Genomic DNA, 21,270 nt, shown 5'->3' on the forward strand with positions numbered 1-21,270 from the left:
ACTCCCCCTTAAATATAAGATTTTTCTTAACTATCCCAATACAAGTCCATCATATCATTTCCCCTCTGATATGTCACTATTTACAATTTCCTCCGCCGTATATTCCTCTATTTCTGTCTTTGTCACCTGTTTGATATGCTTTTTCTTCAGGCGCAGATATACGAATTCCCGAAAGATAGTATAGAACACGGAAAGCAGCGGAATGAAAACAAGCATACCTACAATTCCCATAAGGTTTCCGCCGATCGTAACTGCTGCAAGAACCCAGATCGACGGAAGTCCTACGGATTCACCCACAACATGAGGATAGATCAGATTTCCCTCTATCTGCTGCAGCACCAGAAATACTATAATAAATAAAATTGCCTGTTTCGGATTTACCATAAAGATCAAAAAGCTTCCCACCGCACACCCGATGAAGGCCCCGAAAATCGGAATCAATGCGGTAAACGCAATCAAAACTCCGATTAAAAGTGCATATGGCATCCTCAAAATACTCAGTATCACAACAAACATACAGCCGAGGATCACAGCTTCCAGACACTGACCTGCAAGAAAATTTGCAAATGTCCGATAAGTCAGAGAACAGACTTTAAGAAAAGCATCTGCCTTTTTCTTTGGGAGAAAGGCAAAAAATACTTTTCGGATCTGCACATGCAGCTTCTCCTTCTGAAAAAGGACATAGCAGGCAAATGAAAAAGCAATAAAAAAGGTTGCCAATCCACTGACTACGGAACCCACTGCTGACATTGTGGTATTCATCATATTTCCTGCACCGTTTCCAAGAAGGCTTATCCCCCACTTGATCGCCTGATCCGGATTAAACTGTACCTGATCTACCAGCTTCATGATTTCCTGGTTATTATGGGAGAATTCCCGGATCCAGCTTTGCATCTGCGGAATAAAATCAGCGATGCTCATCATCAGAGTTCCCATTGTCCGCGTAAGCTGCGGGATCACACCAAACATCACCAGTACGATCACGCCAACCGCAAATACGATCGTAAGGAACAGACTTATCGGTCTTGCCAGTTTTGCACCTATCTTATTTTCTTTTTTTACCCTTCCAAAAATTTTCTTTTCCAAAAAGCTCATTGGCACGTTGGTCACAAATGCGATCGCTCCGCCAAGTACAAAAGGAAATGCGATCCCCCATATTGCTTTCAGCACATCGAGCACCACATCAAACTTCCACAGAGCGACCACAAGAAATGTTGTAAACACAATAAGCTCCCGGATTTTTTTTACAGATATTTTACTTATATCCACTATCATTCTCCTCTTTTTCTTAATTTCATGCGTATCCATTTAAGCAGCTGAATGATCGGAAGACTTGCAAACGCATACAGATATACACAGCCAAGCTGCATCAGATCCAACGTCTCTACTTTAAACAGGAGATGAAATCCTGGAACCGTCAGTACAACGGTAATGAGTACTGCCCCAAGTACAAATGCTCCCTGAAGCCATTTATTATTAAAGAAACGTTTTGTAAAGATAACCGGATGATCCGATTTGCAGTTGAATCCATGGAACAGACGTGCCAGACAAAGTGTTCCGAAGGCATAAGTACTGCCAAGCAGTGCACCATTCTGATGATATCCTGTCAAAAATCCGATCATCGTCATCATACCGATCACCAGTCCTTCCAGACCGATTTTACCAAGAAAATCCTTTGTCAGTATTGACTCGTCTGCTGATCTTGGTTTCTCATTCATCACCTCACTGCTGTGCGGCTCCACGCCTAATGCGATCGCCGGAAGGCTGTCTGTCAAAAGATTGATAAACAGCAGATGTACCGGTGCAAAAGGAACAGGAAGTCCTGCAAGGGATGCACAAAGAACTGCCAGGATCGCACCAAAGTTTCCTGACAGAAGAAACTGGATCGCATACTTGATATTCTGATATAAATTTCGTCCGTTTTCCACTGCTTTTACAATTGTTGCAAAATTATCATCTGTAAGCACCATTGCTGCGGCATCCTTTGCGACCTCGGTTCCGGTCACTCCCATTGCAACACCAATATCTGCCTGCTTCAATGCCGGAGCATCATTCACACCGTCTCCGGTCATTGCCACGATCATCCCCTTCTCCTGCCATGCACGGACAATACGGATCTTGTGCTCCGGTGACACTCTTGCATACACAGAAATATTCGGGACAAACTCCTTCAGCTGCTCATCACTCATATTTTCAATATCAGCACCTTCGCAGGCCTCTGACAGATCATGTAGGATCCCGATCCTTTTTGCGATTGCCGCTGCTGTGATCTTATGATCTCCCGTGATCATGACAGGCCGAATCCCCGCTTTTATACATTCTGCAACTGCAGCCTTTGATTCTTCCCTCGGCGGATCCATCATAGCGATCAGGCCAAGAAATACCAGCTGGTTCTCATCTTCTGTCGTCAATACATGCTTCTCCGAAATTTCACGATAGGTAAATGCCAGTACCCGTAACCCTTCCATTGAAAATTCCTGATTCTGGCGCCGGATCTTTTCTTTATCTGCTTCTGTGATTTCCCGAACTCCGTCCTTTGTCCAGATCCTGTCTGTCAGCTCCAGAAGCCGGTCAACCGCACCTTTTACGATCATCCGGTTCTCATAATCAATTCTGTGAAGTGTTGACATCATCTTACGGTCACTGTCAAAGGGAAGCTCTCCTTCCCTTGGATAAAGCTTTCTTACACCAGCAGCCTCGATTCCGTACCGGCTGCCCAGATTGATCAATGCCGTTTCCGTCGGATCTCCGATCTCCACTCCATTTTCATTTGTTGAATCATTACATAAAATGCTGTAGTCTAAAAGACATCTCTGCGCCGGATCTGCTACATCAATTGCATCTGCTGTGATTCTTTTTCCATCAATATAATAATCTTCTACTGTCATTTTATTCTGTGTGAGTGTTCCGGTCTTATCCGAACAGATAACAGATACGCTTCCAAGACCTTCCACAGCCTGAAGCTTACGAATGATCGCGTGCTCCTTTGCCATCTTCTGTGTTCCGAAAGAAAGGACGATCGTCACGATGGAGCTTAAAGCTTCCGGAATCGCTGCGACTGCAAGTGCTACTGCAAACATAAATGCACTGCTGATCTTCTCACCGCGGAATACACTGATTGCAAACAGAATTCCGCAAAATATCAGGATCAGAATGGAAAGCTTCTTTCCAAAATCATCCAGATTCGCCTGAAGTGGCGTCTGTTTTTCCGAAGTCGATTTCAGAAGTCCCGCAATCTTTCCAACCTCTGTCTGCATTCCTACATTCGTTACAACCGCTCTGCCACGCCCATATGTGACAAAGCTTCCGGAAAACAGCATATTTGTCCGATCACCAAGCGGTGCTTCCTCCAAAATAATGTCCATACTCTTTTCAACCGCAAGACTTTCTCCGGTAAGGGCACTTTCATCGACCTTAAGGCTTGCATTTTCAATCAATCTTCCATCGGCCGGGATCATATCACCTGCTTCAAGAAGGATCACATCTCCTACAACCAGTTCTCTTGCCGGGAGCTGTACCGCCACACCATCACGTAATACCTTTGCCTCCGGTCCGGAAAGCTTCTTTAAGCTCTGCAGGGACTGCTCAGCCTTTACTGTCTGCACAGTTCCCAAAATCGCATTGATCGTAATAACGATCACGATAACTGCTGCACTTTCCACATCTCCAAGCATACCGGATATCACTGCCGATGCGATCAGGATCAGCACCAGAAAATCCTTATACTGTTCAAAGAAGATCTGCAAAATACTTTTTTTCTTTCCTTCTGCAAGCTCATTCCATCCGCACTTCTCTCTGGACCGTCTGACCTGTTCATCGGTAAGCCCTGATTCCCTGCTTTCCACACGCTCGAGAACTTCTTCTACTGTCTGCTGATAAATTTCTTTCATTACCTTTGCCTCCTTTTTTGCAAATATTCACCAACTGTAATTTTTTTATGCAATAAAGGATTTTTTTGATAAAAGGATATAAAAAAAGAAACCCTTATTGCATAACAAAAATGCAATAAAAGTCTCACCATTTCCCTGCAGCGCCGGATGTTTCCACCGTACTGACGACACTGCAAACGCAGATTTCCAAACGTAGGTTACTCCCCTTTATCAGTTTTAATAGTATAACAGGATCGGTACCTCTGTCAAGATACTTTATAAATCACACCTTGCAAATATGATACTCCGGTAACAGAAAAACTCCCATTTTTTGAATGGAAGTTTTTCTGTTACCCTGAAAGTATTATAGGCCTGCAGCCGTTTTATTACCTTTTAAGATTTATTACTTTGATCAGCTACAATATTTCCCTGTACAACTCTTCCCTGATCTTTTCCTTTTCTCAGTCCTCGAACTACCTGCACATTTCCAAGAATCAGATAATCCATTTCTCTCTTAGTGATTTTCGCAAAATTTTTCTTTGAAACAAAATAGAAGGTAACTCCCATCAACACCCACACGATCAGTGCTGCAAAGGACTGTGGAGCCATGAATGCAGGAGAACCGGGCACGATCAGGAGCAGCAATATTACAACAGAGATCACACAGCCGCCCATTGCTACTGCCGGATGGATTTTATTTGTATCTGTATCATCGCCATATTTTTTCAGAAGAATATAAGCACCTGCACAGGTAAAGAAATATCCGAACGCAGTACCTACGGAACACATATCTACAACCCAGCCGATCACTTCTCTGCCGAAAAATGGGCAGATACAGCAGATGATCATGGTAAACCCAACACATATGGACGGAGTTTTATGATCCGGATGAACCTTTTCAAAAGCTGACGGAAGCATTTTTGCTCTTGCCATACCAAATAAAAGACGACTGGATGTCATAAAGAATCCGTTCATACCGGTAAAAATCCCCATGCACACTGCCAGTGCCACAAAGCACACACCAACTTTTCCCATTGCAAGATCAAGAACTGCACCTGTATGCCATTTTACAAGAGTTCCATTCGCATCTGTCATAGTCAGAACCTGCTGCCAGGGAACAACACAATCTGTCACCAGTGCCATTGCACCATAGATCAAAGCACCTACGATCAATGCTGAAATGATCAGCATTTTGCACTTCTGTGGTGGAAAATCATATTCTTCTGCCGCCTGTGGAATACAGTCAAATCCTACATAAAGGAACGGAGCCAATGCCAGGATAGATACAAAACCGCTTCCAAGAGACTTGCCTTCGGCTCCGTATGCCGGCTGCAAGTTTGAAGCATCAAAATGTCCTGTTGCGATCACACCAATGACTGATACAACAACCGCTGCACACATGATAAGGACCATCGCAAGCTGAAGATTTCCTACAGATTTCGCCCCTTTGTAATTCATGATCCCGAAAAGTATGATAAAGAACAGGGATAATCCGACTTCACCCATATATACATCATATCCTGCAATTGTATACAGGTAACCTCTGTTAAAGACTCCAGGAAAAATATAGGATACCAATACCGGAAGTGCCGTTGCATTCAAAGCTACAATAGACAGATATCCAAGCGACAGCATCCATCCGCATATGTACGAAGCAGTTCTTCCAAAGCCTTTATATGCATAGGCAAATTCACCACCCGCTACCGGGAATTTTGCGATCATATAAGAATAGCTGTAGCCTACCACGATCATTAAAAGACCGCCTGCCAGAAATCCCAGAAACAGTGGGAGCGGTCCACCTGCACGTTCTGTCCAGAGACCACCCTGTATAAAACATCCCCATCCAATGATGGAACCGACTGCAACTGCCCAGATCGAACCAGGTCCCATGGATTTTTTTAATTTTGTTCTTTTATTTCTTTCACCCATATATATCCTCCTGCTTCATCAATCATATCATTCATCATCTTCTCTGGTTTCTTCACTGATCGTATATGCCTCACTGATATCGGAAACAAAAATTTTTCCATCACCATAATGTCCATACTGCCCACTCTTTGCACTGTTAATGATAATATCTACAACCTCATCTTTTTCTTTGTCCCCAACAGTAATATACAGCATGTTTTTTGCCATTTCCTGATAAAGGACATCCCCTACCTGAATTCCTTTTTCCTTACCTCTTCCTGAAATTGCCCATTTTGAAAAAGCAAAATATCCTTCCTGCTCCAGTGCTTTGATGACGTCCATCACTTTCTCAGGTCTTACGATTGCTGTGATCAGTTTCATAATCCTTCATCTCCCATCCACAAATACAAAAAGAGCCCAGATACCAAAGTATCCGGACTCCATCGTCTCTCTCTATATATTATCATTATTTTTTTCAATATTCAATCAAAATCTTTCACTTTCCGGCCAGATATCGATACATCTCATCCAGCATCTCGTCTGTGATCTCTACCGGATTGTTATAAAGGTTCGGGTGTCTGCTGATGTGAACCAGCTCCGCAATCTGATCATCATCAAGCTCCAAATCCTTCAGATCACACCGCAATCCTATTTTTTTCTTTAATTCAAGAACTGCATCCGCCATCTCTTCTGCATCTTTGAATCCAATCCTTCTGGCAAATTCCTCTACACGTTCACCACCTTCGCCTTTTGCATTGATTCTTATAAAATAATCCAGGGTCAGGCCACACGCCTCGCCATGCGGGATGTGATAAATATTGGTCAATGGAAATGAACACGCATGGGACGAAGTAGTTTTCGGTAAAGTAAACGCCAATCCTGCGATCAAAGATGCTTCGCACATTTTCTCCCTTGCTTCCTCATCATCGGGCTTCCTGTATGCTCTGTAAACATATTTAAATACCAGTTCTGCTGCATGCATCGCAAGTACATCACAGATCGGCTGATGACCTTTGCTCCAATAGCCTTCGATCGCATGGGAAAGAACATCAATTCCTGTTCCTGCCGTAACCTGCGGTGGCATTGTATAAGTAAGTTCCGGATCAATGATAGCTGCTGCCGGATAAAATCCCTCTGATACGATCGGCGCTTTTTTTCCATTTGCATGATCCGAAAGAACTGATACACAGGTCACTTCACTTCCTGTTCCTGCAGTCGTAGGAACTGCGATCAGTGGAAGATGTTTCTCCGGCATTGCTACTCCGGTTCCATGATACTTACGGATGGAATCCGAAGTCAGAGCTACACTGGCAGCTGCTTTGGCACAATCCATGGGACTGCCTCCACCCAGTGCTACCACAAATCCGATATTTTTCTGCCGGATCACTTCCGCACAGGCATCTACCTCTGCAACGTCCGGGTTTGGAGAAACATCTCCAAAAGAAGCAACGATCATTCCTTCTGACTCTTTTATGACCTTTTCGGCAAGACCGCTTTTAAAGAAAAACGGTCCTGCCACCAGAAGGCCTCTTTCGCAGCCAAGCTCTCTGGCTATTTCTTTGATTTCTTTTACTCTACCTTTGCCGAAATGAATTTTTACCGGCTGTAGATAATCCCAGTTCATAGGCTACCTCCTGCTTTATCAGTCACAAAATTTTTCATCGACCATTGTAAGCACTTCATCAAGGATCGGGAGATACTCTTCCAGCTCCTCTTTCGTGATGATCAGTGGCGGACAGATTTCAATAAAGTTCTCACGTCCGAAGGTTGCAAAGCCACGTTTTTTTAATTCTGCAAATATCCACGGCATTACCGGTCCGGGTACGCCGTATTCCTGCATCGGTTCTCTGGTTTCTTTATTCTTGACTACTTCAAGTGCACCGAACAAACCGATACATCTTGCTTCACCAATACATTTATGCTTCTTTACCATCTCATCCATAAACGGAGCAACGATCTCGTGCATCTCAGCTACATGGCCCTCGATGTCGTGTTCTTTATAATATTTCATTGCTGCTACACCAGCCGCACATGCAAGTGTATGTCCACTGTAAGTAAGTCCGCACTGAAGAACATTTTCCTCAAAATACTCCGCAACCTTTTTACTTACAATACATCCGCCCAGCTGTACATAACCACAGGTAACACCTTTTGCAAATGTAATGATATCCGGTTTCATGTCAAAATTCATAAATGCAAACATTTTTCCTGTACGGTAAAATCCTGCCATAACCTCATCACAGATCAGAAGGATTCCATATTTGTCACAAAGTGCACGAACACCTTCCATATATCCGTCTGGAGGAAGAATGACACCGTTTGCACCTACTATAGACTCCATCAGGATCGCTGCCACATTTCCGGGGCCTTCATATCTGAGCTGCAGATCCAGCGCATCCAGATATTTTTTCGTTACCTCTGCATCATCAACTCCTTTTGTATATCCGTCACGATACATCTGAGGGTTCATAAAGTGTACGAACCCATTTGCACCACCGATCTCTGCTGCATATCTTCTCCAGTCACCGGAAGCATTGGATGCTCCAAGTGTAGCTCCATGATAGCTTCTGTAGCAGGAAAAGATCTTGGTTCTTCCGGTTACCATACGTGCCATTTTTATAGCATTCTCATTGGATTCTGCTCCACCATTTGTGAAGAAAACTCTCTTGTATGTATCTGCTCCTGCTGCTTCTACAAGCATTTTTGCCAGCATGCTCTTAGGCTCGGATGCATATGCCGGTGCCATGAAGCACATCTTATCAGCCTGTTCCTTGATCGCTTCAACGATCTCCGGAAGCTCATGTCCGAGGTTGGAACACACCAGAAGCGAAGCCATATCTGCATATTTTTTTCCATCATAATCGTAAAAATAAATTCCCTCAGCTCTTTCTACCGGTAAAGTATCTGCTCCTGATCTTGCCCATGACTGCATCACATAATCTTTGTGCATCTGTGCTACTTCTTTTCCTGTTAAACTCATAATAACTTCCTCCTCTTTATCTGTAATTCAGTTTTAAATATTGTTCATTTTTGCGGTAAACAAACTTATTATTTGTTGTAGAATAAGAAAAGCGCCCGGCCCACATTCATTTGTGAACCAGACGCCTTTGTCTTATCTGAGTCATATATTACTCTCGACACTGGCTGTCTGCAATAGACATCTATCCAATTATTTTTGTGCTGCAGCACAATCATTATTATTCTGCTGCCGCATTTTCCTTTTACATTTCATTCATCTGATATAACAGGAAACCCAGCCTCAGCTGAAAACGCACATCAAAATCAGAAAGATTTTTTCCAAGTATCTCAGCGGCCTTTCCAAGCTTATAATTAATTGTATTTCGATGTACGATCAATTCCTGTGACGCACTTTTGACACTGCAGTCGTTAGCCAGGTAGCACTGAAGTACTCTGACCAGATCTGAGTGGTTCATCTCATCATATTCATACAATGGAGCTACTGTATCTGCCAGATATTCTTTTATTGCTTCCTTATCTGTAAGTGTGAGCAGTACCCTGTAAATCCCAAGATCTTTGTAAAAAATAATCTTTCCGCCATCTGTGCTTTGCTCGCCCGGAACCTGACAGACACATAATAGATCAGACATTTTTTCCGCAAACTGATAGCTCTTATAAATCTGCCTGATCCCGGAAATCTGCTTACTTACACTTACAAAAATCTGTTCCTTCTGACATACCATCCTGCATAGTATCTGAAAAATCCTCTCTGTAGTTTTTCTGCATGCTTCATCAGAATAATCACACAAAACCAGAAGAATCTGCTTATCCTGGGCGCAACACAAAATCCCATTATAATTACAGCGGATATGACTGCTCAGTTTAGATAAAATCTGCTCTAGTCTTGTTCCTGTTACACGATCATTGTCTTCCAGAACACACACATTCACAACCGTATATGCACTGTCTGTAAAATACCCTTTTCTCATCAGTGCCGAAACATACAGTTCTTCCTGGGACGGACATAAAAAGGCATTGTTCAGTGCCGTCGCAACCTCAATTGCGTTCTGCTGCTCTTTTGTTATTGCAAAACATATGATCCGCATGATTTCAGCCATTCGAACCCTCCACGGTACTTCAAATACCGGGAATCCCTTTTTATTTGCAAAATCAATAACATCCTGTCCGATCTCACTGATATAAGGCCCTGTATTGATCACGATTCCACTGGCTTTGTTTCGCCATACTTCCTTTACCAGACGAAGAAGAGTCAGATTTTCATTCAATCCTAATCCAGTTGTAAAAGTAAGCTCCTGTCCCTGCAGAAATGCAGAAATCGTGTCGCTGTCTACCATATGAGTCCATGACACTTCATGATCCAGTCCTGTCTCACCTGCTACCAGCTTCATCTCCAGATGCTGTACCTGTTTTATGATCTCACGCAATGTTACTGCCATATTTATACACCTTTCTCCACCGCAGCTTCCTGTGATCAACTGCATCAGACGATCAAAGATACTCCAGATATCAGAAGCAGTATATAAGTCAGATTCAGAAATACCTTCTGAGATACTTTACATACCAGCTTTTTACCTAACCATGTAGCTATAAGTAATGGCAGGATACTGATACAGATCAGTCGAATATCTGCCGTTCCAACCAGGCCGCTCCTGAACTGGGTAACCATCAGAAAAAAATTCAGCACCACCCATACAGGGGCCACTGTCGCACGAAATTCTTCTTTTTCTTTCAGTACCTGTGTTGCATAGATCACAAGTAACGCCCCTCCTGATACAAACATACCATGAATTATCCCTGCCAGGATCAGAACTATCCACAAAATGAGATCCGGAAGTTTTTTCTCTGTATGGATGCACAGATTCTTTAATGCAACTACGACGATTATGATTCCATATATTGTCAGAAGAATATTTTCAGATTTCACGATCCGGCAGATCTGTATCCCTGCAAACATTCCAACCAACATGACCGCAGACATCTTAAGCAATTCTTTCCAGTTTATATGCCGATATCCGGTCACTGCGATCATCAGTCCGGACAGCCAGGCCATAACATTCAGGACCACCTTTGCATGATCCAGCCCAAGCAAATAAACGGAGGGCGGCATCGCCAATACCGTACCGGCAAACCCTGTGATAGCCTGAATAACATTAGAAACAAACAATACAAGCAAAAATAACAATTCTTTCATAGAGCATTCTTCCTTTTCTGTATTATCTGTTTACCGCACACTCTTTATCACTGCTGATAAAATAAAAAGACGCTTTGCAATAATGACTGCAAAACGTCTTTGTTTTTCTACACTCTTGATTTTAGCACGCTAAAAAGCAAAAGTCAACAGTTGCCTTTCTCCATTACCTTGACACATTCTTTTGTATTATTATTTTTTACTATTTTTCTTAATGACAGCTATGGCTTCCACATCCATGCTCGCCACATGTATGTCCTTCCCCGTGGCTGTGCTCATGATGAGAACATTTCACATCCGGATTATACTCCAGTGTTTCATTGATAAAAGCTTCTACTGCTTCATCCGCATCTCCGGAAACTCCTCCGAAAAGCTTAATGCCGGCTGCCGCTAACGCTGTCTGTGCGCCGCCTCCGATTCCGCCACAGATCAAAACATCTGCATTCAATGCTTTAAGAACTCCTGCCAATGCGCCATGTCCGCTTCCATTGGTATCTACTACTTCTGAATGTACTACTTTTCCTTCCTCTACATCGTAAATCTTAAATGTCTCTGTGTGTCCAAAGTGCTGGAAAATCTGTCCATTTTCATACGTTACTGCTATTCTCATGATACCTTCTCCTTTTTCCGCTGCATATTTTTGGTAAATTTCCTGTTTGTAACATCCTCCAAGTCCACAATTACTGCTCTGACCATCACAGATTTTGAAATCTCCACCTTCAATTTTAAGCGGATATCCATCAATGAGTGCATCTGCTATTTTCTTCCTGGCAATCTCATAAATTCGTTGAACGGTTGTTCTTGCGACTTGCATAGATGCTGCGCACTGCTCCTGACTATAACCTTTCTTGTCCAAAAGACGGATGGTTTCATACTCATCTACCGTCAGAACAATAGGTGTTTTTTTCTCAGTATCATCTGCCGGAAAGAATTCTAAAACATTGGGGAAATGGCAAACTTTTCTGCATTTTACTGGTCTCGGCATAAACTGCTCCTTTCTTGCTTTTCTTATATAATAGTTCTATAAAAGGCATATGTCAATAACATTTTTGACATATGTCCATATAGCTCAGCTAATAGTATTACTTAACCACATCTTTACACTTTTTCATCTTCTGCTTCTGGCAGCGTCCCAAATTCCACTTCCCAAAAACAGTTTCCGGGGGCCGGAAACCCGCATAAATCCAGCATTCCCAAAAATCTTTCTTCCCAAAAAGGCCTCCCGAAAATGCCTTTTTTATTTTTCTCTATGTCCTTTCGCACCCCTTTTGACACTTTTTTCGTAATTTCATTTGTCAAAACCGGGAAGGCTTTATCCATAAGATATCGAGATAATCCGGCTGCAACAGACTATCCTTTTTTATCCTTTTTTCGGACAATCTTTCCGCGCCCCTCTTTTTTTCTGTTCACTTTTTAAATCTCTTTTTCTTTTTTTCACAGACCTTTGATGCCTGGTTTTTGGCTTAGTTAAGCCTTTTTTAAGGTTTCTTTCGGGTTTCTCTTCTCTTTTTTTCATTAAAAAAACCCTGTTCCAGGATTGCTCCTGAGACAAGGTTTTTGGTAGTTCTTTTGGGTTTATTTTTCTTCTTTTTGCTCGTGGCGGAAGAAGTTTGGATAAATGGGATGCAGTGGTTTTTGACAAGGGATGTTACGAAAAAAATGTCAAAAGGCAGTGCGAAAAAATACTTCAACTATTCGAATTCGCAAATAAAATCTTGTCACTATACTTTTTAGTATTGGCATTATGGTTCTATTTAGTTTTATATGTGTTCAACTGTCCTAAATCCATAGATTGTACTGAATAGTGTTATCAAATTGTTATCACATCTCTGTTATCAATCAATTCCTTTATAATTTTTCATATTCCAAGTATGTTAATATAGCATTAATTCTTTTTTTACGTGCTGACTTTGATCGACTTGCAGATTGCATTGATTGTTGATATATTACTGTTTGTGGTATCGTTTTATCACTTCGTAAATTTCTGTAAAAAATATTCATCTTGTCACATATGTCATCTGCGTCAATTTGATTATTATCTATATACAATGCCAAGTACCATAATGCATATAAATGACTAACACCCTCAATATTATATGCAGAATAGTCTATGTTCCACTTTTTTAATAAATTTAAAATTTTTTCAAATTTCATCCTTACAAACATTGAACATTCTTCATCATACTTATCCACAATATCTGCAAACACTTTATCTATTTCATTCTCATTACCGTCAAAAATCGTATTTTTCACAGTCATTATATATAACTCCGTTATGAATCCTACATCTTCCATTCTATTTTTATTTAGCTTATACGTTAACTTTGTCATGTATTCATCATTTCTATAGCTAATAATATCATTATATAGCAACGTATCATAATACTGTGCTTTTCTTAATTCCTGTGCATTTAATCTACTTCCTTCTCTATTTAACCGATCAAATATGCTATCTACAATTTTATAGTCCGGATTTTCTATATATTCTACCGATATTGAATAAGCCCAAAAATCCGAAACTAAAGTCTTTATCTCATCATCTTCTTTTGCTATTTTCTTTATTTCATTAAATAAAAGACCATTTATTATATTATTTCCATATATATCATTTCCAAATTCCCTCGGTAATTGTATCTCATTATTTATAAATCCTATAATCGTAGATAACCTTTGCTTTCCATCAATGACATCGTAATTGGTTATTCCTGTATCTGGATCTATTTTTTGCTCCAAAAAAATAGGGGGGATAGGAAAGTTTTTAAAAATTGTATCAAGTAAAAAAGATTTTTGTTCAATATCCCAAACATTCATGTCTCTCTGATATGGTGGATCAAATCTATATTTTCCCAGTTGATACTGTTCGTAAAAATTAGAAACTGTAATAGAGGTAGATTTTCTATAATATCTGTTACTCGCCATCTGCAATATCCTCCACAATTAACTTGCTGTTACTAAAGTGTATATAATTCTTAAATAGGCTGGTTAATACAGCCTCCAACGCCGTAGGTGGCTTAGGATTAACAAATCGTACTTCCATTTTGTTGTCTAAAGAAAGTAAAATCTCATCAAGTTCATTTCTATCCACATGCCAATAAGACAATCCGAACATCATCATTTCATCTTTTGAAGTACTTTTACTTACTATTTCATCAATACCCTTTCGTATATCTTTTATCCATCCAAATCCAAATCTTTCTGCATCTCCTGCCGGAGGAATTATTGCATTTACTATTGGATAATCTTCTTGTAAGTCATACTTTATTTCAAAATCTGCAGAATTTTGTGATATTGATTCAGCAATCAGATCTCTAATATTATATGGGCTATATTCTTGAATTTTGATTTTGAAAGAAAAACTAATAGAACCATGTGGTTTAAATAGAATCACATCTGCTTTACTATCATCAAATCCATAAATACTAAAAGGAATATCCGCAAGCTTGAGTAATCGTTCTAAAAACACATCATAATTATAAGTAATAATATATACTTTCTTTTGTCGTGACACACGATTCTTTATGTAATGAATCAATTCAATTTCATCAATTATATTTTTTAGGTCCTTTTCAGACACTAACGAATCATAATATATAAATAAATATCTTAAATAAGAAGACAATTCGCTATATGCGTGAATATAAATATTAGAACTGTCTCTTTCTTCATTTGGTCTTTTTTCCACTGACAAATTATATACATTTGCACAAGTAATAACATCTGTTACTAATTGTGTTGCCGTTTCATATGACATATATGTTCTAGCACCTAAATTCCATAAATCTGGTGTATATTTTCGTGATAAAAAACCTCTAGTATTAGTTTTTGGATAAAGAACATGTTCTCCTTTTGAAAATAAATTAGCCAGATCTATCTCCTCTGCTTTTTCCATTTTTTGAACTAAATCAATGGAAAAACCATTTCCCAATACAATATATGAATTTTCCATTTCACTTTTCCTATTTCTTCATTAGTTGACATTCTCAATTATTTAATCAAAGATTCTCGTGATATCCTGATATCGATTAACTACACGATAAATCTCTGCATATTCGTTACCGACCTTATAGATAATCACATAATCTTCCCATATCGCATATTTATAATCTGTCCGAAAGCTGACTCGTTTGGAGAGATCCGTCCCCATTCCAGGAAACATCTGAAGGTTTTCAAATTTACCGTAGATTTCCTTTATGGTCTTTGCTGCATATTCTTCATTATCCTCAGCAATGTAATCCCGAATATTTTTCAAATCCTTTGCAACAATCGGATTGATCCGCAGTTTTAACATCTTATTCCCCCACAAGTGCTTTCAATTCATCCAGATCCAGCCAGCCTTCTCCGTCTTTCACTGCTTCTTCGGCTTCCTGCAGCTTCATCAGAAGCTTTTTCTCTGCACGATCACGCTCATAGTCTTCAATATCCATGACAACGAAACGTCCTCTGCCATTTTTGGTCAGATATACCGGTTCTCCTTTGTGACAATTTTTCAGGACTTCATTATAATTTCTCAAATCAGATACTGGTAAAATATTTGCCATATTCTTTCAGCTCCTTCCTTTGATTTCAAATTGTTTCTTCTACTTTTATTATACACGAAAAGCTGTAAAATTCAACGTAGATTTTTACAGCTTTTATTTTATCATTTCTATATATTTTTATCGCAATCTATTTCAAATATTGAGAAAAAAACGCCTCCAATTCTTTATTTCCTTTCAAAAATTCATACTCTTCTTTATTTTCAATTTCTGTAGCTAATGCACGAACAAAATTATTTCCAACGCCTGAAAAAGACTTTCCCTGTACTGTATCCGCATATCTGTAATATAAAGGTGATTCCACCATCTTCCATGGCTTCTGTGACTCCATCAGCACTTCTTTTATCAACTGAATACATTTTTCTACATCCTTTCGATACACGGCAATCAATAGATATGGTACTACTTTACCGTAATCCCACAGACCAAATAACGATACCATATGTTCTGTGATTTCGGCAATCTTCTCTGCTTTACAATGATTTCCGGTTTCTTCTTCCATTTCTATCAACTTATACAGATAGTTTTGTATATTCGTAACTGTCTGCATCAGTTTTCCCTCTAAAAAGAACGCTGCAACATCTGTCCCTTCCTGGTGTGCTAATACATTCGTTTTCATAATTGTGGCATCTATCACAGTATCTGGAATTTTATCCAAAAAGATATTTGCTTCTTTATATTTTTCCATTTGTATATATTTGGCCGCAAGCATAAAAATACTGGAAATCCTTACCTTTTCATTCGGACTTTCAGCAGTTCGTTCCAGCCATTCAACAATCACATTATTGCATTCCAACTTTTTCTCATCATCGACATCGGATAAAGTTAGCGCCGCATTTAGAACAGTAGCAATTGAATAAATCAACGAATCACAATGAGGATATTCCTTTATTTTATTTTTTCCCATCTCAAAAGCTTTTATAAAGCTATCCAATGAAACTTCCGAAAGCTCATTCACAAATTGTCCAATCTCTTTTTCTGTCAATTCTTCACGAAATGAAAATAGTTCATTCATATCAATTTTTAATAATCGAGCAATTGCCGGAAGTAATGATATATCTGGATATGTGTTTCCTTTTTCCCATTTATTTACCGCAGGAGTAGAAACGTCCAAATAATCCGCCACCTGTTCTTGTGTTAATCCCGCAGTTTTCCGATAGTTTTTTATCTTCTCACCAATTTGCATTGTTCCTACCTCCTGTTTATATTCTCATTATAGTATTTCTAATATGTGTTTACAATTGAGCCTTCGTTTAATTATGGCTTCGATTTCTTAACTACCGGTTAAAATCCGCGAGAAAATGCTCTATTTTATAGTTCTACAAATCAAAATATCCTTAAATTTAATTAATTCAAGAATAAGTGCATCAGTACTCCAATTAAGAAGCAAATCATCGCTGTAACACCCGCACTGATAATAACCTTTAATATATTTTGATAAGGACGTTTTCCCACTTCAACTGCCTTATGAAGTTCATCCAATTTTTTTCCCTCCGTAAATGCAACAATTTCCTTATAGGTTTGTATATCATTTTTCTTTTTTAGTTTTTCAACCTTTAACGCCCAGTACTGTGTAATAATAAATAAAATCCCAAACGGAATATACGCATACCTTCCGAGCCACATAAACAAAGGTACTGCCGATATAATCAACACGGCCAAATGAACTGTATAGATGGAACCATAATAATTAAACTTTTTAATTTCTTGCTCGCTAATAATTTCTTTCATTTTCTCTATATCTCCTTTAATTAATTGATCGAGAGATACATTAAACAATAAACTAAGAAGTAACAAGCTATGAATATCAGGATAACTCTTTTCGTTTTCCCAATTAGAAATTGTCTGTCTTGTTACATATACCTTTTCTGCCAATTCCTCCTGTGATAGATGAAGCTCTGTTCGGTATTTTTTTATCTGTATACTCAGCTCCATATAATTTCCTCCCTTCGCAAGTAATTTGTTCTCTTGATCTGAGCCAAGAATAATCATTTTTTCATTATCTGTCTATCAAAGATATTTTACTTAACGGAAAACACAATGTCAAAAGAGTTTTACACTACAACACTCATGCCTTTTCAGCAATTTTTATTTTCATCTTTGTAAAGAGCAGCCTTTCGACTCACATATATACCCTCTCTTTCAACACAATTTCTTCCGCACAGGCTTTGATGCCATTCATTAAACCAACCCATTTCATCTGATCCTGTATTTTCACTTGTTCTGTCACACCCTGTTTTTCTGCCATCTGCTTCATTAGGCTTTCTACCTGTTCCCTAGCTTCCTGATCAACTCGATTTAAATGTGCTGTCAATTCCCCCGTCATCAATAAATACTGATATCGTGCCGGTCTATGCTCTTTCAGGAACTGCTTCCGCAGCATTCCATATTTACCATATGTCGGTTCTTCCTCATTCACTGCCAAATCCGGCAGGTAATAGTCTCCATGCAGTGTATAGCTTAATCCATTACTTTCATCATAAATGTGCTTTTTCATTGTCTTATCTCTCCATTCCTCTGTTTTTTGTTTTATTTTTCTTACGCTGTTGATTCTCCATCTCACTCTTTCGGGCACCCCAGGCCAGTCTTTCGTGAATACTTCCTTGAGGCATTTGCTCCATTTGTCTTTTTTCTTCTAATACTTTCTGCTCCTGTATATCTTGCTGTACCGCATCCTCTACAACATTTTCCCCAAGAACACGCACTACCCGGTCATATCTGTCGGAAACATCCTGCAATTGTTGCTTTTCCTCAGATAACTGCTGTTTTTCTTCACATGCTGTATCTAGCTCTCTCTGTACTCGGTTATATGCCTGCTTTGTTTCCTGATATTTGTGTTTCCATTTTTCTACTTCTTTGGTAAGTTCTTTGACCTGGGCAGCCATTGCAGCAATTTTATTTTTCATCTGGATAAACAGTGGTTTTATCTTTTTATCCCGGTAAGTTGTAGCACGTTCTAATGTACCAGCTTCCGGAAGTAAAGTTTTCACAGTCCCATATTCCTTTATTTCCGCACTGACATTATCCATAACAGGCTGCAATCGTTCTCTGCGTTCTTCCAGGCTGTGCAGATCTTTCTCGACTTTTTCCGCACGCTTCTCAGCTTCCTCTTTATCTTTAACTGCCTGCTCCTTATCATCTTTTAAAAGCTGGATATCAGCTCTTACTTCCGCAATCTGTGCAATCAGTCCTCCATTCTCAGCAGTGAGATATTCTTTCTCCTGTTCCAGTGCCTGTACTTCCTTTTTACGCTCTTTCTTCTTAAAATTATAAACATCTAGATGTTCCTCATGTGTCCCTTTCTGCTCCCATTCAATTCCATGCTGCCGGGCAATCTCTGCAAGCAATTCTTTTTCATGGTTAATCCACTGATTCAACTCTGTATCGTGTTTGTTCCCACCTTGAAATCCCAGGCTTTTTAATGCCTGCTTCAGTGAAACCCTGGTATCCATTCCTTTCCCTTTCCAACCAGTTACATAATAGCTGATTGTTTGGAAAAGAATTATTCTGTAAGGTATTATTTCTCTGCAAAGTATTATTCTTCATCAATGACTATCCCCCAATCTGACACACCACGTTTTAACCAGTAGTCTCTTGAAGCATCCAGAAGCTTTACTGTCATAGGTTTTGTAAGGAATTTTCTAAAAATACATTCCCTGACCATCAAATCTCCATCTGCTTTGACACAAACAAAGTCTGAGGTATAAGCTCCCTCCGCTAAACCGTCTAACAACACATTGCATCTGATTTCCTGTATACTGTTGTCATTCTGAAGAATATCTGCATAGGTGGATTGTATTGCATCGTATGTTCTGCATACTTCCTGACTCTTGCTTAAATCCTTTTTCTCACATCTTCCTTTGTAACCTTTCTTACACATAGTAGCACCTCCTGATATTGTGCAATTTCCAGAAATAATTTCTTTCCCAGAATGAGGATTGATTTTCCCAAAATGGGGGGAATATCTTCCCAAAAATGTTCCCAAAAACAGATTAAATCTCCCAAAAACGTATTTCTAGGGATTTTTCTTCCCAAAAACATTCTTTCTGGGGAAATGAGAAATTGCTTAAAAGTATTGATTTTACTGGGTTTTCAGAGGTTTTTATTTGATTTATGATTTTCCCAAAAACGGATAATAGCAAATACTCTGTAAGCGTCAAATAAAACAGTGTATAGAAAAATAACCGTCAGCCTTTTATACTAAAAGGTCAACGGTTATCGACAGAATTCTTTTACAAGAGGATTCCAAGGCAAATAATCATCCAGATATTCAGGATGTTCAAGAAAAGCACTCCCCGGCATGTCGGACAGGATATATTTTATATATTTCATCGGGGCAAGCCCATTCGCTTTCGCTGTCTCTACCAGTGTATAGATTCCTGCACTGGCTTCCGCCCCTTTCGGACTGCCGGAGAACAGCCAGTTCTTTCTGCCGATCACAAAGGGACGGATACAGTTTTCCGCAAGCGAATTACTGATGGAACAATTCCCGTCTTCCAGATAATTCCAAAAACCTTCGCGGTTATTTAAGGCGTAATGAAAAGCTTTTGAAAGTTTGGATTTCGGCAGCTCTCCGATGGCACTTTTTTCTGCCCATGACCAAAAAGCCTCGAGAAGCGGTTTCTCGCGGATAAGACGTTCTTTTTTCTTCTGATCAGGAGGGAGCGCCTCCAACTCTGACTCTATGTTAAAGAGTTGATTCAGACGGAGGATTGCTTCCGCTGCTTTTGATGCTTCCGAATTATGGATGTCTTTTGGGAGCGCATCCACGAAAGCCCGGCGCAGATGCGTATAGCAAAGACATCTTTTTACTCCTGAAACTGCATTGTATCCGGAGTAAGCGTCTGTATGGATATAACCTTCATATTCCCTCAGAAACGCTTCCGGATATTTCCCGCTTCGTCCCGGCTGGTACTCGAAGTAGCGGATGGGATTTACGGCATCTCTGATGCTGCAGTAAACCCACATATAGGAATCGGACGTATTTTTCCGTCCCGGTTCTTTCAGCACCTGTACATGTGTTTCATCGATATGAAGGTATCTCTGTTTCAGAAGTTCCAGCTTCAGACGGTGGACGATGTGTATAAGCCAGTCCCGATAGACAACCAGAAGCCAGTTTGACATAGTCGCTCTGCTTAAACGTAATCCCAAAGCCTCCCATTCTTTTTCCTGTCTGTACAGCGGGATGCTTAATTCAAACTTCTGGTGGATGAGCCAGGTGATGGTAGATGCAGATGCCAGAGAATGCAGGACGGGAGGATATGGCACCGGAGCCTTCTCCATATAAAGAGTTCCGTTTTTCCGGCATGACCTGCATTCATACGTTTCCCGGTAATGGTCAATCACCTTGAGTTTTGCAGGGATAAACTGTACTTCTGTGCGGACGAATTCTTCCCCTACTTTCACCATCGTACTCCCGCAGTTATCGCATATCTGTTCCCTTTCATCTATGGTATGGAGTACTTTGCTGTGAGGGAGATTTTTTACCAGTTCTTCCCGCTGACCGGTGTACTTCCTTTTACGTAGGTGCTTCTCTATCTCAACAAGCTCCAGTTCGTGTGCATCAGGATCCGCACAGGTTTCGATTTCATTAAAAAGAGACATCTGCCCCTCGATTTCGAGAGTAGATGTCTTCTCGGATTTTGTTCCATAAAGTTTACGGGTCAGGAAATCAACCTGCTCTTTCAGGAGCCGGACCTGCTGTTCCAGTTCTTTGATATGATTTTTATACTCCTGTTCCGTAGCTGACATAACCTGAAAACCCTTTCGTTTCGATAGGATTATTATAACA

General features: G+C 40.0%; 21 protein-coding genes. All 21 read right to left on the minus strand.

The annotated features are described in order from the left end of the window. Positions 1 to 54 precede the first annotated feature (54 nt). The 21 genes from BN3261_RS10885 to BN3261_RS10980 all read right to left on the minus strand — a co-directional run bounded on the left by BN3261_RS10885 (position 55) and on the right by BN3261_RS10980 (position 21,230). Positions 55 to 1,269, minus strand: a complete 1,215-nt coding sequence (locus BN3261_RS10885) for an AI-2E family transporter (RefSeq protein ID WP_268872677.1) — start codon at positions 1,267 to 1,269, stop codon at positions 55 to 57. Between the two features lie 2 nt (positions 1,270 to 1,271). Then, positions 1,272 to 3,890 (minus strand): cation-translocating P-type ATPase, encoded by a 2,619-nt coding sequence (locus BN3261_RS10890; RefSeq protein ID WP_059086243.1) that lies wholly within the window; start codon positions 3,888 to 3,890, stop codon positions 1,272 to 1,274. A 372-nt stretch (positions 3,891 to 4,262) separates the two neighbouring features. Further along, the gene (locus BN3261_RS10895) at positions 4,263 to 5,798 is read right to left on the minus strand and encodes an APC family permease (RefSeq protein ID WP_059086244.1); all 1,536 of its coding nucleotides are present in this window, start codon (positions 5,796 to 5,798) and stop codon (positions 4,263 to 4,265) included. A gap of 27 nt (positions 5,799 to 5,825) precedes the next feature. Next, on the minus strand, positions 5,826 to 6,158 hold the full coding sequence (locus BN3261_RS10900) for a P-II family nitrogen regulator (RefSeq protein WP_059086245.1): 333 nt from the start codon (positions 6,156 to 6,158) through the stop codon (positions 5,826 to 5,828). 115 nt (positions 6,159 to 6,273) lie between these two features. Beyond that, positions 6,274 to 7,401, minus strand: coding sequence for an iron-containing alcohol dehydrogenase family protein (locus BN3261_RS10905; RefSeq protein WP_059086246.1), 1,128 nt, complete (start codon positions 7,399 to 7,401; stop codon positions 6,274 to 6,276). An 18-nt stretch (positions 7,402 to 7,419) separates the two neighbouring features. Continuing rightward, positions 7,420 to 8,757, minus strand: a complete 1,338-nt coding sequence (locus BN3261_RS10910) for an aminotransferase class III-fold pyridoxal phosphate-dependent enzyme (protein ID WP_015525486.1) — start codon at positions 8,755 to 8,757, stop codon at positions 7,420 to 7,422. A 241-nt stretch (positions 8,758 to 8,998) separates the two neighbouring features. After that, complete coding sequence (locus BN3261_RS10915; RefSeq protein ID WP_199874116.1) at positions 8,999 to 10,192, minus strand: PucR family transcriptional regulator; 1,194 nt, start codon at positions 10,190 to 10,192, stop codon at positions 8,999 to 9,001. Positions 10,193 to 10,236: 44 nt separating this feature from the next. Beyond that, on the minus strand, positions 10,237 to 10,947 hold the full coding sequence (locus BN3261_RS10920) for a sulfite exporter TauE/SafE family protein (protein ID WP_021652660.1): 711 nt from the start codon (positions 10,945 to 10,947) through the stop codon (positions 10,237 to 10,239). Positions 10,948 to 11,155: 208 nt separating this feature from the next. Then, on the minus strand, positions 11,156 to 11,929 hold the full coding sequence (locus tag BN3261_RS10925; RefSeq protein WP_059086248.1) for a NifB/NifX family molybdenum-iron cluster-binding protein: 774 nt from the start codon (positions 11,927 to 11,929) through the stop codon (positions 11,156 to 11,158). A gap of 113 nt (positions 11,930 to 12,042) precedes the next feature. Continuing rightward, positions 12,043 to 12,264, minus strand: coding sequence for a hypothetical protein (locus BN3261_RS10930; RefSeq protein WP_059086249.1), 222 nt, complete (start codon positions 12,262 to 12,264; stop codon positions 12,043 to 12,045). 40 nt (positions 12,265 to 12,304) lie between these two features. Continuing rightward, positions 12,305 to 12,460, minus strand: coding sequence for a hypothetical protein (locus BN3261_RS17740; RefSeq protein WP_173754063.1), 156 nt, complete (start codon positions 12,458 to 12,460; stop codon positions 12,305 to 12,307). A 332-nt stretch (positions 12,461 to 12,792) separates the two neighbouring features. Continuing rightward, complete coding sequence (locus BN3261_RS10935; RefSeq protein WP_059086250.1) at positions 12,793 to 13,863, minus strand: DUF262 domain-containing protein; 1,071 nt, start codon at positions 13,861 to 13,863, stop codon at positions 12,793 to 12,795. Continuing rightward, on the minus strand, positions 13,853 to 14,890 hold the full coding sequence (locus BN3261_RS10940; protein ID WP_059086251.1) for an SIR2 family protein: 1,038 nt from the start codon (positions 14,888 to 14,890) through the stop codon (positions 13,853 to 13,855). Before BN3261_RS10940 ends, BN3261_RS10935 begins: the two co-directional genes overlap by 11 nt. Before the next feature lie 42 nt (positions 14,891 to 14,932). Continuing rightward, a complete protein-coding gene (locus BN3261_RS10945; protein ID WP_059086252.1) occupies positions 14,933 to 15,232 on the minus strand; it encodes a type II toxin-antitoxin system RelE/ParE family toxin in 300 nt (99 codons plus the stop codon). 1 nt (position 15,233) lies between these two features. Next, positions 15,234 to 15,482 carry a type II toxin-antitoxin system prevent-host-death family antitoxin gene (locus BN3261_RS10950; protein ID WP_005333597.1) on the minus strand — a complete coding sequence of 83 codons (249 nt, stop codon included), beginning with the start codon at positions 15,480 to 15,482 and terminating at the stop codon, positions 15,234 to 15,236. Between the two features lie 127 nt (positions 15,483 to 15,609). After that, entirely contained in the window at positions 15,610 to 16,665 is a 1,056-nt protein-coding gene (locus tag BN3261_RS10955; protein ID WP_059086253.1) for a helix-turn-helix domain-containing protein, read from the minus strand. Between the two features lie 161 nt (positions 16,666 to 16,826). Beyond that, positions 16,827 to 17,414 carry a helix-turn-helix transcriptional regulator gene (locus BN3261_RS10960; protein WP_059086254.1) on the minus strand — a complete coding sequence of 196 codons (588 nt, stop codon included), beginning with the start codon at positions 17,412 to 17,414 and terminating at the stop codon, positions 16,827 to 16,829. A gap of 187 nt (positions 17,415 to 17,601) precedes the next feature. Next, on the minus strand, positions 17,602 to 17,976 hold the full coding sequence (locus tag BN3261_RS10965) for a TnpV protein (protein WP_059086255.1): 375 nt from the start codon (positions 17,974 to 17,976) through the stop codon (positions 17,602 to 17,604). 4 nt (positions 17,977 to 17,980) lie between these two features. Next, positions 17,981 to 18,931 (minus strand): coiled-coil domain-containing protein, encoded by a 951-nt coding sequence (locus BN3261_RS17970; protein ID WP_235812372.1) that lies wholly within the window; start codon positions 18,929 to 18,931, stop codon positions 17,981 to 17,983. A gap of 83 nt (positions 18,932 to 19,014) precedes the next feature. Further along, positions 19,015 to 19,359, minus strand: coding sequence for a hypothetical protein (locus BN3261_RS10975; RefSeq protein ID WP_059086256.1), 345 nt, complete (start codon positions 19,357 to 19,359; stop codon positions 19,015 to 19,017). 335 nt (positions 19,360 to 19,694) lie between these two features. Continuing rightward, complete coding sequence (locus BN3261_RS10980) at positions 19,695 to 21,230, minus strand: IS66-like element ISRob1 family transposase (protein WP_059085161.1); 1,536 nt, start codon at positions 21,228 to 21,230, stop codon at positions 19,695 to 19,697. Positions 21,231 to 21,270: the final 40 nt, after the last annotated feature.

Origin of the sequence: Blautia massiliensis (ex Durand et al. 2017), from assembly GCF_001487165.1 — a bacterium.
In the GTDB taxonomy this organism is placed as follows: Bacteria; Bacillota; Clostridia; order Lachnospirales; family Lachnospiraceae; genus Blautia_A; species Blautia_A fusiformis.